Annotated in this window: 16 protein-coding genes and 2 tRNA genes; 10 read left to right on the top strand and 8 right to left on the bottom strand. The window is 28.2% G+C overall.

Features of this window, described 5'->3' with window-relative positions; translation table 11 throughout:
* The first annotated feature begins 1,524 nt into the window (after positions 1 to 1,524).
* Positions 1,525 to 2,229, top strand: a complete 705-nt coding sequence (locus M3Z80_RS05200) for a hypothetical protein (protein WP_293918218.1) — start codon at positions 1,525 to 1,527, stop codon at positions 2,227 to 2,229.
* On the opposite strand, the gene M3Z80_RS05195 is transcribed toward M3Z80_RS05200, so the two are convergent.
* Positions 2,226 to 3,674, bottom strand: coding sequence for an ATP-binding cassette domain-containing protein (locus M3Z80_RS05195; RefSeq protein WP_293918216.1), 1,449 nt, complete (start codon positions 3,672 to 3,674; stop codon positions 2,226 to 2,228). The two genes, M3Z80_RS05200 and M3Z80_RS05195, sit on opposite strands and share 4 nt — an antisense overlap.
* A gap of 207 nt (positions 3,675 to 3,881) precedes the next feature.
* On the opposite strand from M3Z80_RS05195, the gene M3Z80_RS05190 reads away from it, so the two are divergent.
* The 4 genes from M3Z80_RS05190 (at position 3,882) to M3Z80_RS05175 (ending at position 7,681) form a co-directional block, all read left to right on the top strand.
* Complete coding sequence (locus tag M3Z80_RS05190) at positions 3,882 to 4,853, top strand: polyprenyl synthetase family protein (RefSeq protein WP_293918214.1); 972 nt, start codon at positions 3,882 to 3,884, stop codon at positions 4,851 to 4,853.
* A 5-nt stretch (positions 4,854 to 4,858) separates the two neighbouring features.
* Entirely contained in the window at positions 4,859 to 5,857 is a 999-nt protein-coding gene (locus M3Z80_RS05185; RefSeq protein WP_293918212.1) for a GSCFA domain-containing protein, read from the top strand.
* Between the two features lie 40 nt (positions 5,858 to 5,897).
* Positions 5,898 to 6,668, top strand: coding sequence for a TatD family hydrolase (locus tag M3Z80_RS05180; RefSeq protein WP_293918210.1), 771 nt, complete (start codon positions 5,898 to 5,900; stop codon positions 6,666 to 6,668).
* 62 nt (positions 6,669 to 6,730) lie between these two features.
* Positions 6,731 to 7,681: an acyltransferase family protein gene (locus M3Z80_RS05175; protein ID WP_293918208.1), complete on the top strand. Its 951-nt coding sequence runs from the start codon at positions 6,731 to 6,733 to the stop codon at positions 7,679 to 7,681.
* Between the two features lie 133 nt (positions 7,682 to 7,814).
* Here M3Z80_RS05175 and rpmA read toward each other — a convergent pair whose 3' ends face one another.
* Entirely contained in the window at positions 7,815 to 8,084 is a 270-nt protein-coding gene (gene rpmA / locus M3Z80_RS05170) for a 50S ribosomal protein L27 (RefSeq protein WP_293918206.1), read from the bottom strand.
* Between the two features lie 20 nt (positions 8,085 to 8,104).
* Entirely contained in the window at positions 8,105 to 8,482 is a 378-nt protein-coding gene (rplU, locus tag M3Z80_RS05165) for a 50S ribosomal protein L21 (RefSeq protein WP_293918204.1), read from the bottom strand.
* A 161-nt stretch (positions 8,483 to 8,643) separates the two neighbouring features.
* Between rplU and fmt the strand changes: the two genes are divergently transcribed.
* From fmt to M3Z80_RS05150, 3 genes are all read left to right on the top strand, one after another.
* Positions 8,644 to 9,606: a methionyl-tRNA formyltransferase gene (gene fmt, locus M3Z80_RS05160; RefSeq protein ID WP_293918202.1), complete on the top strand. Its 963-nt coding sequence runs from the start codon at positions 8,644 to 8,646 to the stop codon at positions 9,604 to 9,606.
* Positions 9,607 to 9,614: 8 nt separating this feature from the next.
* Complete coding sequence (locus M3Z80_RS05155; RefSeq protein WP_293918200.1) at positions 9,615 to 10,424, top strand: Cof-type HAD-IIB family hydrolase; 810 nt, start codon at positions 9,615 to 9,617, stop codon at positions 10,422 to 10,424.
* Positions 10,425 to 10,628: 204 nt separating this feature from the next.
* Positions 10,629 to 11,399, top strand: a complete 771-nt coding sequence (locus M3Z80_RS05150) for a hypothetical protein (RefSeq protein WP_293918198.1) — start codon at positions 10,629 to 10,631, stop codon at positions 11,397 to 11,399.
* A gap of 38 nt (positions 11,400 to 11,437) precedes the next feature.
* On the opposite strand, the gene M3Z80_RS05145 is transcribed toward M3Z80_RS05150, so the two are convergent.
* The 4 genes from M3Z80_RS05145 to M3Z80_RS05130 form a co-directional block, all read right to left on the bottom strand.
* A complete protein-coding gene (locus M3Z80_RS05145) occupies positions 11,438 to 13,210 on the bottom strand; it encodes a mechanosensitive ion channel family protein (protein WP_293918196.1) in 1,773 nt (590 codons plus the stop codon).
* A gap of 248 nt (positions 13,211 to 13,458) precedes the next feature.
* Positions 13,459 to 14,241, bottom strand: coding sequence for a (Fe-S)-binding protein (locus tag M3Z80_RS05140; protein ID WP_293918194.1), 783 nt, complete (start codon positions 14,239 to 14,241; stop codon positions 13,459 to 13,461).
* Positions 14,242 to 14,275: 34 nt separating this feature from the next.
* Entirely contained in the window at positions 14,276 to 15,595 is a 1,320-nt protein-coding gene (locus M3Z80_RS05135; protein ID WP_293918192.1) for a 4Fe-4S dicluster domain-containing protein, read from the bottom strand.
* A gap of 45 nt (positions 15,596 to 15,640) precedes the next feature.
* Positions 15,641 to 16,615, bottom strand: a complete 975-nt coding sequence (locus M3Z80_RS05130) for an MlaD family protein (protein ID WP_293918190.1) — start codon at positions 16,613 to 16,615, stop codon at positions 15,641 to 15,643.
* A gap of 276 nt (positions 16,616 to 16,891) precedes the next feature.
* Here M3Z80_RS05130 and M3Z80_RS05125 point away from each other — a divergent pair.
* Positions 16,892 to 16,964 (top strand) — tRNA-Gly (locus M3Z80_RS05125).
* A gap of 32 nt (positions 16,965 to 16,996) precedes the next feature.
* Positions 16,997 to 17,080 (top strand) — tRNA-Leu (locus M3Z80_RS05120).
* 1,239 nt (positions 17,081 to 18,319) lie between these two features.
* Here M3Z80_RS05120 and M3Z80_RS05115 read toward each other — a convergent pair.
* On the bottom strand, positions 18,320 to 18,591 hold a 272-nt coding region (locus M3Z80_RS05115), incomplete at its 5' end, for a DUF1493 family protein (protein ID WP_293918188.1).

Below are 18,591 nucleotides of genomic sequence, written 5' to 3'. Positions count from 1 at the left end.
AGAAATTTTCCTCATTTTATGTGTATAAGCAGTCCACACGTGATTATTACTTTACGCAATCTTTGAATATTGGTTTTTGCATTTAACTAGTTAAAGCATGATTATAAGGATTACCTAATCTAAGAAACAACAGCTAAAAATAAGTTATTATAGGTTTTGCTTCGTTGCTTTTATTGTTCATATTTTCTTTTGATATTTTAAACAGGAGTAAGCATTTCTGTATTTTTGATGTACTTTTTGTTTTTTATCAAAATATTCGAAATTAGAGTATGTCTTATCTCCAAATAAGACTATGTTGAAAATTTAATCATCTCCATGTTTGTTTAAAGACAGTCAGGTCATTATCCTCTTCATAGGTAAAAGTGATATTTCCCGAAAAGGGAACTATATTGATTCTTTTGTAGGCCAAAGCATGAAGTTTTAAACCAGCAATATCCTTAAGCTGTTATTTTTTTGCTACTTTGCTTTCTCTATTCCGTCTTGCACAAATGATAACAGGCATTGAGTCAATTAACGATATATTAAAATCAAAATCTTGCGTTCTGAATAATGTAATCACTCTCTTAGAAATTATATTTTATGCATTCAATTTGGCGATTAATCTTAGGCTAAATATATAATAGAATAGCAGTAAAGGAAAACAGAAAGAAAGATACTTGTATTTTTGATAAGGAAATACTTCTGATAATACTCTGCAAATAGGCAAATAGTCATTATTTCCTGATTGGTAAAAGATACTATTGTACCTTTAATAGCAATATTTTAGCTCTGAATCATATGAATCACAGGTATATATATAAATTATTTATCAGTTTAAGCTCTTCTTCTTGGGAATCATAATTAAAGAATAGTGTGGTAATATTCCTTTAAACTAATGATTTTTTAGATGATTGACCAAGTGTGTGATGTGTTTATTTTGTTGATAATTAATATTTTGGATAAATAGCGATCTGCGTCAACTACTGATTGGTTTTATTTTATAGTTTTAAATAATTGAAAATATTCTATATTAATTGAAAATATCCTATATTAATTTAGATTGTAATTTGTAAGTTTGTATTTTATATGTTAAAATTAATTATGAAAAAAATTTGTTTATTTATTTATTTTATTATTTTAATTGAAGTTATACTTAAGTTTTTAAATTATTTTAATAATAAAATTCTTATCGTGTCGACTTTTTATATTAATTATCAAGATGGGTTTATTAGAAGAGGATTGTTTGGAAGTATTTTACATTTCTTCTCAAAATATACATTTATAAATCCATTTAAATTTCAAATAATTTTTTTTCTTATTGTAATAGTTGTTTTGTTTTATTTGATTATAAGAGGATTTTATAAACATAAAATCGAATTTTATATATTATTTGGGAGTTTTATGCTTTTGAATGTTATAGCATTTAATATGTTTTTTTTCATAGATATATTTTTCATAGTATTTTTTGTTTTACAAATGTATGTTGTAAACAAGATTGACAATATTAATACTAAACTTATTGTGGTTAACTTAATGAGTATTTTTATGATTCTTAATCACGAAGCATACTTTATCTTTACTTTTTTTCCGATACTCTATTTACTTAATGTAAATAGTTTTAGTGTAGAGAATGTAAGAAAGATAGTTTTATTATCTCCTTCATTTATTGTATTTTTATTAATGGGACTGTATTTTAATGGTCGTGGCGTGGATACAAATGTTATTATTGATAGTTGGAAGGGTTTCGGAGGAGAATATTTAGATCAAATAAGCAAATTATATTGGACATTTAATTCTACTGATGAAGTCGTTATATGGAAAATCTCTATTTTTAAGAATAATCCAATTTACCTTGTAGGTTTTTTTATTAATCTAGTATTAATTTTCTTATGTATGTTGATTTATTTGAATAATAATTTTAAATCAAATTCAAAATATATTTTCACATTTCTATTATTTCAATATTTTGCTATTATCTTAATATCCTTAATAGCAATTGATTATGTTAGGTGGTTCTGGCTTGCCAATATAATAACTATATTCACTTTACTTAATGTAAATTCCAATATGGGTTTTTTAAAACAAATTAATATTAATATTTCTAATAGGATTTGTTATATTAATAGATTCATAATATTATTTATTGGTTTACCATTAGGGGGGAGCTGGTCACCTATTCAATTTATATATACAATGCCGATAAAACATTTTTTTGATTTTGGGAATAGGGTTTTGTCTTTATTCGCTTAGTTGGAATGTTTAGTTAAAATAAGTTCATGATTTATACTTGTTGGTATTTCGTTTTTCTGATGGGTAACATAAATTAATGATTTATGGGAATCACAGAATTCTTCGATAATTCGTAATACGTGAGATTTATTGCCCATGTCTAATCCATGTAAGGGTTCATCGAGAATTACAAGAGATGGATTTTTCACAAAAACGCGTGCTAAGAGTACTAGACGCTGCTCTCCGGTTGATACAGTAAGAAAAGATACGTTTTTTAACTTTTCTATGTGTAAAGCCTCCATCCATTGTATAGATATTTTTTTTTGCTCGTCGTTACATTTTCTGTATAGTCCAATGGTATCAAAAAAGCCTGAGCCAATTACTTCAAGACAGCTTATATTTTTTTGATAATATAGGTGCATTTCCGGAGAAACATAGCCAATATGTTTTTTTATATCCCAGATACTTTCTCCTGTACCTCGTTTTTTATCGAATAAAATTATATCATTGGCATAAGCTTGAGGATTGTCGGCTGCTATTACACTTAATAAAGTAGATTTTCCAGATCCGTTAGGTCCGGATAATAGCCATTTTTCACCTTTTACAACTTTCCAAGATAAATCTTTTAGAATTGTCCTATTTCCATAACGGATGTTTATATGGTTTAATAATAGTGCATTTTTGTAATTGTTTTGATTGTTTTGGTTTTCAAAGTTTGGAAGAAACTTTTTATCATTTAAACTTATAGTGAATAAAGTATTTTGTAATTTTTTGTCGGTTAAAAAATCATTTATACTTAGACTATCTAATATTTCTTTGTTTTTAATAGGTAAGATATGCGTAATAATAGGGGAGATATCATGAAGATCCGAAATAAGAAGTACTATTTGTACATTTTTTAGATTTTTTAGATTTTGAAAAACCTCTTCTAAAACTTGTCTTGCTTGAATATCCAATCCAATAAATGGATTATCCAAAATTAATATTCTGGGTTGGGTAGACAAAGTTTGTATAATTAAAAATTTCCTTAGCTCTCCACTGGAAAGAAGATCTATATTCTTTTCAATTAAATCTTCAATTCTGAATATTTCGATTAAATATTTTATCCATTTTAAGTCAGCATTTTTAAACAAAATATCTTTTACTTTTGGTGTATCGTCATTTAATCCGATATTCCATCTTTGTTGATAATAACTATCTTGAGTTTTGGTAAATGAATAAATATTTCGAAAAGCGACCACTTTAATGTAATTACTTAAGCAAGTCTTTTTTTCTTTATAAATAATCTTTCCTTCTTTTAAAGCATATTTTCCGAATAAAATATCGATAAGTAGGGATTTGCCTGATCCGTTGGGACCAATAATTGCCCAATGTTGCGAGGAGTTAATTTTCCAGTTGATTGGTTGGGAGAATCTTACAGTTTCATTTTGCGGAATTATATTTTCTAATTTTAGTAATGTATCCATTTTTATTGTTTAAAAATTTGTGAAAACTAAATGTAATAAAATTTAAACACTTCTTTTTTTCAATACTATTTATATGTAATAACTAGTAACTAAAAAAAATATGATTAGTGTCAAATGTAAAACTTTGATAATAAATTTGTTTACAAGGATAGGAAGAATGTTTTACAAAACCTTATCTTTGTATAAAGATATAGAAAATATGAAATAATGCCTTTTTTAGATAAATATAAATTAATTGTTACAGATGCCATTGAGAACTATAAGCTAACTAATTCTCCTCACCAATTATACGATCCTATCAATTATATTTTAGCATTGGGAGGGAAGCATCTACGCCCTATCATATTATTAATGTCTTGTGATCTATTTGATGGAGATATTGAAAGGGCGATAAAGCCTGCTTTAGGAATAGAATATTTTCACAATTTTTCCTTAATGCATGACGATATTATGGATAAAGCCTCTTTACGTAGAGGTAAAAAAACAGTTCACGTAAAGTATGATGAGAATACCGCCATACTTTCAGGTGACGCTTTATTGGTAAAATCATTTCAAATGTATGAAGACCTTGATTCTCACTTATTTAAAAAATGTTTTGCCCTATTTTCTCAAACGGCACTAGAAGTTTGTGAAGGACAGCAATATGATATGAATTTTGAAAAACAGCAAGAGGTATCTTATGATGAGTATATCGATATGATAACTAAAAAGACCGCTGTTCTGTGTGCTTGCGCATTGGAGATGGGAGCTTTATTGGCTGAAGCTGGGGTTGAAGATTCGAAAAATATGTATGAATTTGGTCGTCATTTAGGAATTGCATTTCAGTTAATGGATGATTATTTAGATGTATTTGGAAAACAAGAAACTATAGGTAAAAAACATGCCGGCGATATTGATGAAAATAAAAAAACTATTTTATACATATTAGCCAAACAAAAGGCTAATGAAAATCAAAAAAGAAAATTAAATCATTGGTATGCTGTTATAGAAGCAAGTCAGGATAAGACCAACGAAGTTTTGACTATTTTTAAAGAATTGGATGTTGCTACCTCTTGTATGGAATTAATAAAACACTATTCTGATCAGGCAAAAAATTATTTAGAAATGGTTAAGGCAGATACAAATAAGAAAAAGATGTTTTATGAATTAATAGATTATTTATTAGTGAGGGATAATTAGTACGTATGATATTTAGAACAGAATTGCCATATAATCCTAATAATTCGATTAAGATTGATTACAAAAGTAAAATATTTACTATAGGTTCTTGTTTTGCTACTGAAATTTCCAATAAGCTTTCAGAATATAAGTTTTCGGTGATGCATAACCCTTTTGGAGTTATATTTCATCCCTTAGCCATAGAAAACGCAATCATGAGGATTTTTTCTCAAGAAGAATATCAGGCTTCAGAGCTGTTTAAATACGAAGAATTATATTTAAGTTGGGATCATCATTCCTCTTTTAGTGATATATCTAAAGAGAAGGTTCTAAATACTATTAATCAAAATATACATCAAGCCAACAGTTTTCTACAAGAAACAGACATGGTTATAATTACTCTTGGAACCTCATTTGTATATAAATTAACTCAATTTGATATAATAGTTGCCAATTGTCATAAAATACCAAATTCAAATTTTTCTAAAATATTATTAGCAGAGCATCAAATAAAAACTTCTCTTAAAAATATTATAGAAATGTTGACAGAAATGGGTAAAAAAGAAATGAAAATTTTTTTTACCTTAAGTCCTGTAAGACATATAAAAGATGGAATTATTGAAAATAATAAGAGTAAGTCAAAATTATTATGTGCTATTCATTCAGTAGTTGAATCGTACGATAATTGTGAATATTTTCCTTCCTATGAATTTATGATGGACGACTTAAGAGATTATCGCTTTTATAAGGAAGATATGATTCATCCGAACGACCTAGCTATTAAATATATTTGGGAAAAATTTAAGACAGCTCATATATCATCTAAAGATTACACTACTATGCAAATGGTAAAAAAAGTAAATACTTCTTTACAACATAAAATTCAAAATAAACATACGATAGCTTATAAGAAGTTTTTGTATAGTATTTTAAAACATATTAAAGATTTGGAGCCGTTTCTGCCCCCTATGGCTTTTAAAGAAGAATTTCAGGAATTAAGAAATAGAATGAATGAATCTTATTAAATCCTAGTAATAATTTTATAACATTAAAAAGATAAAAGGAATGATACTAATAGACACCCATACTCATATATATTCTGAAAAGTTTGATCATGACAGGGATAAAGTTATCCAAAGAGCTATGGATATAGGAGTGCAACGTTTTTACCTTCCATCTATAAATTCTTCATATTATAATAAAATGGAAGATCTTAAAAATAAATATCCTGAAAATATGTTTTTAATGATCGGCCTTCATCCATGCGATGTGAAATCAGAAACATACGAACACGAATTAGCTTTTGTAGAAAATAAGTTATTGGAAGAAAAATTTGCAGCTGTTGGAGAAATCGGTTTAGATCTATATTGGGATACTACTACATTGGAATTGCAAAAATATGCTTTTATTAAACAAATAAATTTAGCTAAGAAATTTAAGCTGCCTATAATAATTCATATAAGAGATGCTTTTAAAGAAGCATTGGAAATTCTTGAAAAAGAGAAGGATTCGGATTTATATGGGATAGTACATTGTTTTAGTGGAAACTTAGAGCAAGCAAAACAATTTATAGATTTGGGGTTTTATTTAGGTATAGGTGGAGTAGTTACTTTTAAGAATGGAAAAATTGATAAATTTTTGAAAGAAATTCCTCTAGAAAATATAGTTTTGGAAACTGATTCCCCTTATTTAGCACCTACACCGTTTCGAGGAAAAAGAAATGAATCATCGTATTTAAAAGTAATTGCAGATAAAATTTCAGATATCTATGAGCTCATGCCTGATGAAGTAGGTAAAATTACTTCAGAAAATGCAAGAAGAATTTTTAATCTATAAAATAAAATTTAAGATGAAATAATATCATATAGTATTATTCATAATATTTAAATATAACGGTTATGCAAAGAAATATGCTCTTTGATTCTTTGAAATTCGGTTTAATATATTTAATGGTTTTTGGTCATACTTTACAATATAATTCCGGAAGTATTAAAGATGCTATTTATGGGTTTATATATTCATTTCATATGCCTTTATTTATATTTGTTTCCGGATATTTTTCAAAAAATATAAATTTGGGAAAATATAAAAAATCATTTATATCACTTATAATTACGTTTACAATATTCCAATTTATTTATTCTTTTCCCTTATTGTTTTTAGATTTTAAAGAATGGCTTATCTTTTTCGCTAAACCTAAAGGATGGTATATTATCGGATTATTAGTATGGCGTCTTCTATTCCTTTTAGCTAAAGATAAATTTTCTAAATACAGTTTGCTAAGTTTGTCTTTTATTTTTCCTCTTTGTATAGGATTCTTCGATTATGAAATACCTTTGTTCAGAATATTTACTTTTTTTCCCTATTTTCTTTTAGGTGCTTATTGTAGAGAATCAACAATTTTTAAAATAAGAGATATAAATAAAATTTATACAATAGGTTTCTTAATTATATTCTTTATTTGCATGTATTTCTTTGTTAATAGAGAATTCATAGTCTCTCTTTTTGGAGAAGCCCCTTATATTGAACAAGATTCTTCCAGGATTACAGGACTCTTATATAGGATTTTAGCGTATTTTTTAGCAATAGTAGTTTCTATTGGAGTTATCAATTTAGTTCCTGATACCATTGGCAAGTATGGTTCGAAAACGTTAGAAATATATTTGATGCATCACATTTTTTTATATTTATTATATGTGGCATTGTTTCCTTTTTTACATTTTCATCCTGGCATAGTATCAAATTTTGGTATTTCCGCACTCATTATTATATTGTGTCTATATTTAAGTATGTTTAAAGTTGTTAAAATCATTATGGCTCCATTAGACTATTTGAATAAAATAAAATAACAGTAATAAAAAATTAAAGTAAAAAGCCTGTTTTGAACAAGTTTTTATAGATCAGTATTAAAAGACTATTAAAATAGAAATAAAAAAAATCCGGTCTAGACCGGATTTCATATTTTTACATAAATCGTTATATTTATGCCTGAGCTTCACTACTAGGTTGTATGGAAACATAGGAACGATTATTTTGTTTTTTTCTAAAAACTACTATTCCATCTGTTAGAGCAAACAAAGTATGATCTTTACCCATTCCAACATTATCACCTGGGTGATGAGTTGTTCCTCTTTGTCTAACTAAGATGTTACCTGCTTTGGCGTCTTGACCACCGAAAATCTTTACTCCTAATCTTTTGGAATGTGATTCTCTACCGTTTTTGGAGCTACCAACTCCTTTCTTGTGTGCCATGCTTTAATTTCTTTATTAAATTAATCTTCTGCTTTTGCTTCTGTTTCTTTTTTAGGAGCTGCTTTTTTTGCCGCTTTTTTAGGTGCTTCCAACCCGCCAATAGATACAATTTGTATTTGAGTAAATTGTTGTCTATGACCGTTTTTCACTTTATATCCTTTTCTTCTTTTCTTTTTAAAGACAATTACTTTGTCTCCTTTTACTTGATCTAAGACTTTAGCGACTACTGTCACTCCATTAATAACTGGGGCGCCAACTGTTACAGAACCGTTATCGGTAAGCAATACTTTGTCGAAAGTTACTTCGTCATCAATATTAGCTTTCAAACGGTTTACGAACAATTTTTGGTCTTGCTCAACTTTGTATTGAAGCCCTGCTATCTCTACAATTGCGTACATAAAATATTCGTTTTTGGTTTGCAAATATAGTGAATTTTTTAATATCGAAAATGTATTCTTATTGTAAAATATAAAAAGATAAAAAATGAGAAACATATTAATAAAAGAAAAATTACAATGTTTACCTTTGTATTATATACAAATTTATACGCATATTTTACATGACAAAAAAAGCATTAAGAATAGTCTATATGGGAACTCCGGAGTTTGCAGTAGCTCCATTAGAAGAAATTATAAAGTCCGGATATGAAGTGGTAGGAGTAGTAACAACCCCGGATAAGCCAGCTGGAAGAGGACAAAAAATAGCAGAATCCTCTGTTAAAAAATATGCATTGAGTCATGATTTACCTCTATTTCAACCGGTAAAAATGAAAGATCCTGAATTTGTAAGCCAACTTCAAAAGCTGAATCCCGATGTAATAGTAATTGTTGCTTTTCGTTTGTTACCTAAAGAAGTGTGGTCCCTACCTAAACTAGGAACTTTTAATTTGCATGCTTCTTTATTGCCTCAGTACAGAGGAGCATCACCTATAAATTTTGCTATAATTAATGGGGATAAAGTGTCTGGAGTAACAACATTTTTTATAGATGATAAGATTGATACCGGTGAAATTTTATTACAGGCCAAAACTGAAATTAATGATTCTGATGATGCAGGAATTCTACATGATAAATTGAAAATACTTGGAAAACACTTAGTAGTAAAAACCTTAGATGGATTAGCAGAAGGGATTTTAAAACCTCAAAAACAAATTCTTAAAGAAGATGTAGAATACAAATATGCTCCTAAAATATTTAAAAATGATTGTCAAATACGGTGGGAAGAACCTTTAGAAAAAATACATAATTTAATAAGAGGCTTAAGTCCTTATCCTACTGCTTTTACTCATTTACTAATTAATGGAGAATCAAAAATTTTAAAAATATATAAAGGACATTATAAAATTGAAAAGCATATCTTAGAAATTGGAACTGTAATTATAGAAGGGAAAAAGATACTTAAAATCGCAGCATCTGATGGGTTCTATTTTTTAAATGAAGTGCAGTTAGAAGGAAAGAAAAGAATGAGGATTTCAGATTTTATCAATGGACTAACAATAAAACATAATTTAAAAGTTAACTAAGTTATTATATGGATTATAGTAAGTTAAAATTAGTGGTAACAGATATGGATGGCACCTTGCTTCATTCAGACCATACATTAAATAAGGAGTTCTTTACAATTTATGAAAAGCTGAAAAGATTGGATATAAAATTTGCTGTAGCTAGTGGAAGACAATATTACAGTCTTTTAGGTGATTTTGAAAGTATTAAAGATGAAATATATTTCATTGCGGAAAATGGAGGGAATGTGGTACATGATGAAAAACAATTATTTGTTCATAAACTTGATCAAGAGGTAATTAATGAAGTAGCACAATTAATTTTACCCTTACCGGATACACAGATGCTTTTATGTGGGGTAAACAGTGCATACATTGAAGAAGGTCATTATGAATTTGAAAAGCAAATAGCTCCCTATTATCCTAAAAGAAAAATTATTGCGGATTTTCAAAAAAAACTTAATGATCAGATTGTAAAAATTGCCATATATAATTCTGATAGTTCCGAAGAAAATATTTTACCACTTGTTGAACATCTCAGTGAAAATTATCAAGTAGTAATATCGGGGAAAAATTGGTTGGATATATCTGTTAACAATGCCAATAAGGGGTTTGCATTAAAAGAAATTCAAGAAATATTAAAAATATCTAAAGATGAAACTATGGCTTTTGGGGATTATTTAAATGATTTAGGTATGTTTAATGAAAGTTATTTTAGTTATGCAATGAAAAATGCTCATCCCAAATTGAAAGAAATCGCAAAATTTGAAGCAGACACTAATGATGAAGATGGGGTATTAAAGGTATTAAAGGAAGTGATTGCGCAAAGAGGATTATAAATAACTAAAGATTGCACGTTATTTATTGGTATTTTATATAAATACTGTTATAATTAATAATAATTATAATTGGTGAAAAAATAAAAATATTACCTAAATATAATTAAAATAAAGGAAATTTTCCTATATCGTGTTAATAAGGATACTGTTTAAAGATTAGGATTATACTCAATTATTTTTTTTAAGAATTTAAATAAAAACAAAATGAAAAGAAAAATATTTACCTTATTAATAATTGTTTCGTACATAGTAAAAGCAGCTAATTTAGAAGTTGGATACACTGCAGTTTCAAATACTATTTTGGAACAAGAACCAACGTTAGAATCAGTTCTTCATAACTATTATATTGCTGTAGCCGGAAGTAAAGAAAAATTAGAACAGCTTACTTCCTTAGTTTCTAAAGGGGAAATGTCTATTAAGGATGTTCCTAATAAAGTGAGTTTTGAAATTAAATACAAAACACCTAATAAGTATATATCTAAATTTTTATTTATGGGAAAAACCACGATAACTGGTTTTGATGGAAAAAACCTATTTTACAATATGAGTGCTGTTGACTATGAAGATCAATTAAGAGAAAGACTACTACCATTAAAAGGAATATCAGAGTTATATTATACCTCTGACAATGCCGTATTTGATGGTAAGGAAATGTTAGCTGGTAAGGAAGTTTATAAGATAATAGTTACAGATAATTTTGTAAAACACGTTGTTTATTTCGATCTTAAAACAGGTTTCAAAGTAAAGGAGGATATAATAGAGTGTATTGAAGTGAATGAAGTAGTGAATGAAGTAGTGATGACAAAAGAGTATTCAGATTATAAAAATTTTAATGGATATAAATTACCCACTAAGATTACCACAAATATTATCCGAAAAACAGATACGAAAACCTATACTTTTCCTGAAATTCAAGAAACCATTACTAAGTATAAAATAAATCCTAAATTAAACGATTCAGAATTCAAACTTTAATTTTAAATAAAAGGCCTTTTATTATAATATTAGTTAAATTAATCATTAGTTTTCTTTTTATATTGCGGTGGCATGACAGTTTCATTGCCATCTCGCTCTGCATAAAAATGTGGAGACAAAATTTCAATTCCTTCTTCATGGAACCTATCAATAATATTTTTATGAAGATTTGAATAAACTTTAGGCATAGCCAAATCGCAATCTGTGTAAGCATTAATTTGATAGCAGCAATAAAAATCTTCCAATTCTTTAATTAAAACAAAGGGAGAAGGATTTTTCATTACCCCCTCAGTATTTGTTGCAGCTTCAATAAGTAAATCCTCCACTTTTTTTCGAGGAATATCATAACCTACTGTAATATCTGAATAAATGATAATTCCATAGTTTCTTGCTGAAGTGCTATAATTGACTGTTTGAGAGGAAAGTATAAATGAATTAGGTATTGTAATTAATTCATTTTTAGATGTTCTGATACGTGTTACAAAAGGCGTTTTTTCAACTACATTTCCAACCGTATCATTTAATTTAATTTGATCTCCTATTTTAAAGGCACGCATATAGGTGATAACTAATCCGGACATTAAATTTCCAATTACAGTAGTTGAACCTAAAGATATGATAAGTCCAATAAACACAGATATTCCTTGAAAGGCGGGAGAATTGGAATTAGGAAGTAGAGGCCATATCATTATAAACATAAAAGAATAAAGTAAAAAGCGAAGGATATTGAAGGTTGAGTAAGCCCAATCCGAATAAAAGCCTTTTATTTTAATTCTTTCTTCGAATATTTCTCCTGCAAAATATTTTAAGATTTTAATAATATATTTGAAAATAAGGTATATAAAAATAATTTTTACAAGATTTGGTATGTAATGTATAATTGTATTTCCCATGTCTTTGGCCATGTTGCTCACAAAATTGAAAATATAATACACATATTTTTCTGTTTCAGGAAAAATTGAAAAAATAATAAATAAAGATATAATTAATTGGATAATGATAAATGAATATTTAATTACCTTCGTTACGGAAACCAATAACACTTCCTGTCGATCATTTGTTAGGAATTTATTAGCTTTGAATTTTTCATTAATTAATTTTTTTAAATAATTTTTAATTTTATTAAATAATTTTTGAGTAAAATAAATAGCAATTATTTGAATAATAATAACTAAAAATAAAATTAAGAATGATTTAATTTTTTGCTGAAGTCCGTATTTTGAATGGAGTTCAGAAATTTTTTTAGAAATAATTGAGGTATACTTTTTAGCAAGATCTTGTCGAGATAAATTTTGCCATAATCCATCCTGATCCGACAAAGTAATTATAACTTTATCACCTGACATTATATCGGTTACATATTCGGTTTCATAGGTATAAATAGAGTCTGGTTTAAGTTTTAATTTTTTTCCTTCTGCTAGTATTACTTCCTGTACTTTACTTGCGCGGTCAGCAGGCATAACTCCCCCTCTTCTTGCATATAGATAAAATAATGTATCTCTATCGATAACAACAGGAAATCCTTTGGTAGTTGCTCGTAGTGAATCTATTCGCTTTTTCTGTAATGCTTTTTTTAAGGAATCCGTTTTACCCATATTTTTCTTTTCAGTGAGTAGGGCAATTTGACTCAATTTTAATTCTTGGACTTGCATTTTTAATTCCTGAATTTTAAGAGAGTCTCTTTTTCCTTGAGATAGGAGAGTGTCTTCGCATTCACTGTTATTTTCACTAGTATTTTGAGCGTAGGCACCCAAAGTTGTAGTTAAATAGAGCAGTATTAAGAAGAATATATTTTGATTTGTTTTTTTCATCATATGTGAATTTATACTTCATTAAGTGTAAGTAATTATTATTTAATGAACATGTGTGATATAAAATAAAAAGATTTAATATTTTAGAGTTTTATTCTATGTAAATAGGATAAAATTATTTAATTGTTTGTATTTTTATTTTATAACAAATAAACTAATAAAATTTTAAAATAAAAAAAATATTTATAGATAAAAGAATCACATTCATAAATACTACCCCAAATAAGTTATGTGTATTATTTAAACTTTTACAACCAGTTTTCATTAAGTAATTCGGCTAAATCTTTAACATATATTTCAGAGCTTTTATTTTTAGTCTGTATCCCATCTGCGAGCATGGTATTGCAGAATGGGCATCCTGTAGCAATAATATCGGGATTAAGTTGTAAGGCCTCTTCTGTTCTCTCAATATTAATATCTTTAGAACCTCGTTCAGGTTCTTTAAACATTTGCGCACCTCCGGCACCACAGCAAAAGCCATTTTGTTTACAACGTTTCATTTCTAATAAATTTGCTTCAAGTTGGGCTAATAATTTTCGCGGAGCTTCATACTCATCATTGGCCCTTCCTAAATAACAAGGATCATGAAAAGTTATTTTCTTCCCCTTAAAGATTCCTCCTTTTACTTTTATTTTACCTTCATTTAGTAAAGATTGTAAAAATTGTGTATGATGTAACACTTCATAATTACCTCCTAATTGTGGATATTCATTCTTTAAAGTATTAAAACAATGAGGACAGGCAGTCACTATTTTTTTTATTTGATAAGAATTTAAAATTTCTATATTCATCATTGCCTGCATTTGAAAAAGAAACTCGTTACCTGCTCTTTTTGCAGGATCCCCTGTACAACCTTCTTCCTGACCTAATATGGCGAATTCCACGTTAGCTTTTTGCAGTAAAGAAGCGAAAGATCTCGTTATTTTTTTAGCTCTTTCATCAAAACTACCGGCACATCCCACCCAAAATAATATTTCCGGGGATTTGCCTTCTTCCTTAAATTCCGCCATTGTTTTTATGGGTCGTTCCATGATGTGGTTTATTTTCTAAAAATAAATAAAAAAATTACTCTTTAGTCCAATTTGCTCTATCACTTTGACTAAATTGCCAAGGTGCATTATTATTTTCTATATTATTCATTATAATATTCAATTCATTAGGTGCATCCGTTTTTTCCATAACTAAATATCTTCTCATATCAATAATAATGGAAAGAGGATCAATGAGAAGCGGACAAGCTTCTACACAGGCATTACAAGTAGTACAGGCCCAAAGTTCTTCTGTAGAGATATAGTCTCCTAAAAGTTGTTTACCGTCCTCCAAAAAATGTCCGTTTTTATCAATGTTTCTTCCTATTTCATCTATACGATCACGTACATCCATCATAATTTTCCTAGGAGAAAGTTTTTTTCCGGTTAAATTTGCCGGACAATTTGAAGTGCACCGTCCACATTCAGTACATGTATAAGCATTTAACAATTGAACCCATGATAAATCTGTTGCATCACTAACTCCAAATTTTTCTGGAATGGTATCATCCGCTTCAGCACTGTATGGATCCGTATTCGGGGCTATTAATAATTTTACTTCTTTAGATACGGATTCCAGATTATTCAACTGTCCTTTTTTATGAAGGGAAGCAAAATAAGTATTGGGAAAAGCCAATATAATATGCAAATGTTTTGAAAAATAAAGATAGTTTAAAAAAAATAATACTCCTATATAATGAAACCACCAAGTGGATTTTTGCCATATGAATAAGCTTTCTTTAGAAAAGGAAGAAAATAATTGCTCAAAAATATAAGTACTTATCGGGAAAAATCCACAAGAGTACTCGATTCCCATTCTTTGAAGGGTTGAATCGGATGCATTCATAATAAGTAATGAAAGCATCATTAAAAATTCTATAGCTAAAATGAGGTTTCCGTCCATATGCGGCCAACCTAGTAAATCTTTAGAATTAAGTCTAGAAACTTTAGTTATGTTTCTTCGTATAAAGAAAATGGTAACTGCAATTAATACTAAAAAAGATAATATATCTACCGTACCGGTTACAAAATTGTAAAAAGAGGCAGGTAATATTTTTCCGAAATATCTATGCGTACCTAATATTCCGTCTGCAAATATTTCAATTAATTCAATATTTATAATAATAAAGCCAGAATATACTATAATGTGTAAAAGTCCGGATATAGGACGAATCATCATTTTTCCTTGCCCTATGGCTATTCTTAAAACTAAGAGCCACCTTTGAGCAATATGATCTGAACGATTTTCAGATTTGCCTAATAGAATATTTCTTTTTATTTTAAGAATATTACGAATGAACAATCCAATTCCAACAAAAGCAAGAAGTAAGAATATGATGTTCTGTACGTAATCCATAATTAGCTTATTAACGGATCTTCAAACCCATAACAGAATTTATTGTTAGTTGATCGGCTCTTCTTTTTTTTTGGTTTTATCTTTTCCCCCAAAGATTGAAAAATGTACATATCTTTTTGGATGGGTTTTTAAATCATCCAATAAAACGCTCAAATTTTTAGAAGCTTGAGTTAAATTTGAATATAATCCGGGATCATTCATAAGTTTCCCCATGGTACCTTCTCCAGAATTAATTTTACTTGATATATCATTAAGATTACTTAAAGTGGATTCCAGCTTCTTAACAGCAACATCCAAATCAGTTTTGTTAAGCTTATCGGCCATCATTCCATATTTTTCAACAGTTGAATTAGTAGTAACCAACATCTTGTTCGTATTGTCTATAGCCGTAGTAATTTTAGATGAATTAGTGGCGAGCAATTGATTTGCACCTTTACCTAATTTATTGAATTCAGCTATAGCATTGTTTAAATTAGCTAAAGAAGCTTCTATGTTTTGTCTGTTTTTTTCATTAAGAAGCTTATTAGTAGAGGCCAAGGTAGAGTCTAACCGCATCAATACTGTATTCGCATTGTCACTGATAGGTTTTATCTTTTCTTCAGCGAGATCCATTAAACCGGGAACTAAACTTCCTTTTAGGGTATCACCTGATTTCGCAATTTCTGCTTGATCTTCTGCCAGCACTAAGTTAATTTCTGCTCCATTCATAAAGCTAGTAACAATTTGAGCAACAGAATTTTTAGAAAATTTATAATCTTTGTCTACATTTATGGATACAATGAAACTAATATTTTTTGTTTTGGTTGGGACCGGGGTAATAGATTCGACCATACCTACCTTCAATCCGTTTATATTTACATTTTTGGATTTTGATAAACCTTCAACTTTATTATACTTTATATAATAGGTATTTTGGTTAGTAAAAATGTTTTGTGCTTTTAAAAATTTAAATAACCACCAAAAAGCTATTAAGGTTACAATTATTATTATACCTGCTATAAATTCCTTTCTTGCTTTCACTTTTATATTTTAGAATAACTTTTGACAAATATAAACAATTAATAAAAAAACCATTGTTTTTTTTAAATGAAGATAAATAAAAGAGATAGAAGCAAAAGTTCTCAATGGTTTTTAGGGTTTATGTTATTATAATTTTTCAATTTTAATAAATTGATACTTAATCGTGTAAGTAAATTGATTATGAAAATAGTTTAAAAATTGAAAAAAAAGTTTGCAGAAAAGAAAAATCAATTCTATATTTGCAAACCAAATTACAAGAGAGACGTTAATTGAAGCGCGAAAATAGCTCAGCTGGTAGAGCACGACCTTGCCAAGGTCGGGGTCGCGGGTTCGAGTCCCGTTTTTCGCTCAGGTTTGATAATTAAAATTTAATAATACTAAGCCCCGGTGGTGGAATTGGTAGACACGCAGGACTTAAAATCCTGTGGCCATTAGGCTGTACGGGTTCAAGTCCCGTCTGGGGTACGTTTTTAAAGGCTTAAACATTTGACTGTAAATGATTTAAGCCTTTTTCTTTTTACAATACGCCGACATCAAGCCGAAAAATGAAGTAAAAAGTATTTTTTAGTAAAATTTGTTTGATGTCTTAATTAAAATAATCCCCCAATTATAAAACATAAAAAAGCACCTTAAAAATTTAAAGCGCTTTTATAAATTATTTAAAGGTTGTTTAAACGCTATTTAATTAATATTTAAAGAACTGTCTAAAAATTCAAAGGGTGCATAATCTAACAACTCTCTTTGTATCTCTAGTAAATTAGTTACATCCTCAGGATTTGTGGTTATTAACATATTTTCATCTTTTAAACACAATATGTTTATACAAATATTTAAAATTGAAGTTTGTAACCTGTATAAGTGCCAATAATTACAAATTTCAAACTCTATAAACTTTTTACTTGTTTTGGAGTTTGTTTTAATCTTTTCTAAATAACAAGGGGGAATACTGTTTTTTGTTGCATTTTTTTGCATAATGTTTTTACTTTAGGAAATATAAACCCGTATAAATTAGGTGTCCTAGCGGTAAAAAATATCGCTTGCAGTCCTTTCGGGTATTGCCACCATGTTATACGGGAAATTTTTTTACTAGTTTTCAAAATGTTTTTACTTTAGAAGTTGTAAAAAGTAATAAAAAGCAAAATTTCTTTTGTTATAATGTTATGTTTTTTATTAAACTTAGTTATTTAAGGTTTTCAAAAAATTTGTTGAAAACCTATTAAAGATTGTTTTTGTTTGCTCCACAAAATAGGTAAGTAATTGAAGTAAACTTTTGATTCACTAAATTTGGTGAATCAAAAAAAGGTTGTTTTACATTCAACGAAATAATTACGGGTAATAATGTATTTTTTGATATTATTTTCACTTATTGGCTTACCTTTATATAATTGTTTTGACAACTTTGTCAAATCGTCGTACTATTTAGTAAATTGAGTAGTTCAAGAAAATTATTGAGTTACACGTTTGACAATTTAGTCAAACGAGAAAAATAATTTGCTTAATAATTTCGTTAAGCAAAAGTATTCACGATTGATAAAGTTCTCAGATATAAAAACAAACCATTCTATAATGTTGTTGAGCGGTGTAATTACTTTATTAAAGAAATAAAATTTATTATTTCACTAAATTGTGAAACCTGAAAAATACCGTACAACAAACTTGGCGAGTGGGGCTTTTTTAACCCTTTTTCACAAACTTATGAAAAAACTATTTTAATATCCCCGTTTTAATAGCCTCTTGTAATTCTGCAATGCTTAAGTCTTTTAATATAGGGAATTTTTTGTTATTTAATAAGTTGAAAACAGATATAAAGGGAGCAAAAAGATTTTTCATAAATCCCTCTTCATATTCTAAATAAAACCTATCACTAAAATTAAAATCTTCACTAAAAGCAATATTAAATTCTTTTGTGAAATGAAGCAAAAAGTCTTCGGCATCTTCTCCCTCTAAGCCAAAGTCTTTATATAATTTCATATCAG

The organism is Apibacter sp. (genome assembly GCF_025291155.1).
Lineage (GTDB): Bacteria > Bacteroidota > Bacteroidia > Flavobacteriales > Weeksellaceae > Apibacter.
Note: the sequence above shows the minus strand (reverse complement) of the source record. Positions and strands in the feature narration are given on the sequence as shown.

What these genes read in the sequence shown, in the direction of transcription:
- M3Z80_RS05180 (WP_293918210.1), top strand. Translation starts at nt 5,898, where the DNA reads ATGATACTAATAGACACCCATACTCATATATATTCTGAAAAGTTTGAT.
- M3Z80_RS05145 (WP_293918196.1), bottom strand. Translation starts at nt 13,210, where the DNA reads ATGAAAAAAACAAATCAAAATATATTCTTCTTAATACTGCTCTATTTA.
- M3Z80_RS05200 (WP_293918218.1), top strand. Translation starts at nt 1,525, where the DNA reads ATGATTCTTAATCACGAAGCATACTTTATCTTTACTTTTTTTCCGATA.
- M3Z80_RS05195 (WP_293918216.1), bottom strand. Translation starts at nt 3,674, where the DNA reads ATGGATACATTACTAAAATTAGAAAATATAATTCCGCAAAATGAAACT.
- M3Z80_RS05135 (WP_293918192.1), bottom strand. Translation starts at nt 15,595, where the DNA reads ATGGATTACGTACAGAACATCATATTCTTACTTCTTGCTTTTGTTGGA.
- rpmA (WP_293918206.1), bottom strand. Translation starts at nt 8,084, where the DNA reads ATGGCACACAAGAAAGGAGTTGGTAGCTCCAAAAACGGTAGAGAATCA.
- M3Z80_RS05185 (WP_293918212.1), top strand. Translation starts at nt 4,859, where the DNA reads ATGATATTTAGAACAGAATTGCCATATAATCCTAATAATTCGATTAAG.
- rplU (WP_293918204.1), bottom strand. Translation starts at nt 8,482, where the DNA reads ATGTACGCAATTGTAGAGATAGCAGGGCTTCAATACAAAGTTGAGCAA.
- M3Z80_RS05175 (WP_293918208.1), top strand. Translation starts at nt 6,731, where the DNA reads ATGCAAAGAAATATGCTCTTTGATTCTTTGAAATTCGGTTTAATATAT.
- M3Z80_RS05190 (WP_293918214.1), top strand. Translation starts at nt 3,882, where the DNA reads ATGCCTTTTTTAGATAAATATAAATTAATTGTTACAGATGCCATTGAG.
- M3Z80_RS05150 (WP_293918198.1), top strand. Translation starts at nt 10,629, where the DNA reads ATGAAAAGAAAAATATTTACCTTATTAATAATTGTTTCGTACATAGTA.
- fmt (WP_293918202.1), top strand. Translation starts at nt 8,644, where the DNA reads ATGACAAAAAAAGCATTAAGAATAGTCTATATGGGAACTCCGGAGTTT.
- M3Z80_RS05140 (WP_293918194.1), bottom strand. Translation starts at nt 14,241, where the DNA reads ATGGAACGACCCATAAAAACAATGGCGGAATTTAAGGAAGAAGGCAAA.
- M3Z80_RS05155 (WP_293918200.1), top strand. Translation starts at nt 9,615, where the DNA reads ATGGATTATAGTAAGTTAAAATTAGTGGTAACAGATATGGATGGCACC.